Annotated in this window: 1 protein-coding gene; it reads right to left on the bottom strand. The window is 61.1% G+C overall.

The window, feature by feature from the left end; all coding sequences use genetic code 11:
- Positions 1-1,351, bottom strand: a 1,351-nt coding sequence (locus BBF94_RS26880; protein ID WP_218060150.1) for a VCBS domain-containing protein, incomplete at both ends; no start/stop codon positions are given.

The raw sequence follows: 1,351 nt of genomic DNA, 5'->3' as shown, positions 1-1,351 counted from the left end.
GTCGGTGATGGTGTAGGTGAAAGTTTCAGTCCCGTTGCCACCGCCGTGCAGGTTTTTGAAGTCCGCATCGTTGGTGTTGAGGGTGTAGGTGTAGGAACCGTCAGCATTCAGCACCAGCGTGCCGTAAGTCCCGGTGAACGTACCGGCGACCACCGGGCCGCTGTTGGGGCCGACAGGAATACGGTCGGCGCCCTGCACGTCATTGGTCAGGACGTTGCCGGTCAGCGTCAGGTTGGTTTCCGAGGCGGTTCCGGCATTGGTGTCGTTTACGGCTTTTGGCAGGTCATCGACGATATTCACATCGAGGCTGGCATTGGCCGTGGTGCCGTTGTCATCCACCACGGTAACGGCGAACTGTTCGCTCAGGGTGTTCGCGCCGTTGGCAGTTGGATGCGCATCGTTGTGGTCGAGGGTGTAGCTGTAGCTGACGACGCCGGTCGTGGCGTTGAAGCCGGTGATGGTCAGCGTGCTGCCCAGCGGCGTAGTAACCGATTGAGGGAATCCGGCGGCCACGCCATTGGTCACGACGGCGATGCCACCCACGGTTAACGTGGTCACACCGTCCAGCGCGGTGATGGTGAAGGTGCCGCTTTGGGTCAGCGCGGTGGCATCCGGCGCACTGCCGGTGCTGAGGTTTTTCTCGTAGACGGTGAGTTCACCGCCGTTCACATCCAGGCCGCTGATGATCACCGGATCGTCGTTGTTGTGGATCTGCAGCACGAGGTTCGCGGTGCTGGTGTCGCCGTCCGAGTCGGTGATGGTGTAGGTGAAAGTTTCGGTGCCGTTTCCGCCGCCGTGCAGGTTTTTGAAATCGGCGTCATTCGGATTGACGGTGTAGGTGTAAGAGCCATCGGCATTCAGCACCAGGGTGCCGTAAGTTCCAGTGAAGGTTCCGGCGGTGACGGGCCCCGTCGCTACACGGTCAGCACCTTGCACGTCGTTGGTCAGGACATTGCCGGTCAGCGTCAGGTTGGTTTCCGATGCGGTTCCGGCATTGGTGTCGTTTACGGCTTTTGGCAGGTCGTCGACGATATTCACATCGAGGCTGGCATTGGCCGTGGTGCCGTTGTCATCCACCACGGTGACCGCGAACTGTTCGCTCAGGGTGTTCGCACCGTTGGCGGTTGGGTGCGCGTCGTTGTGATCGAGGGTGTAGCTGTAGCTGACGACGCCAGTGGCAGCGTTGAACCCGGTAATGGTCAGTGTGCTGCCCAGCGGAGTCGTGATCGATTGCGGAAAGCCTGCGGCCACACCGTTGGTCACGACGGCGATACCCCCCACGGTCAGTGTGGTGACGCCGTCCAGCGCGGTGATGGTGAAGGTGCCGCTTTGAGTCAGCGCGGTGGCATCC

This window comes from Pseudomonas bananamidigenes (assembly GCF_001679645.1).
Lineage (GTDB): Bacteria > Pseudomonadota > Gammaproteobacteria > Pseudomonadales > Pseudomonadaceae > Aquipseudomonas > Aquipseudomonas bananamidigenes.
This window is presented reverse-complemented; position numbering and strand designations above follow the sequence as displayed.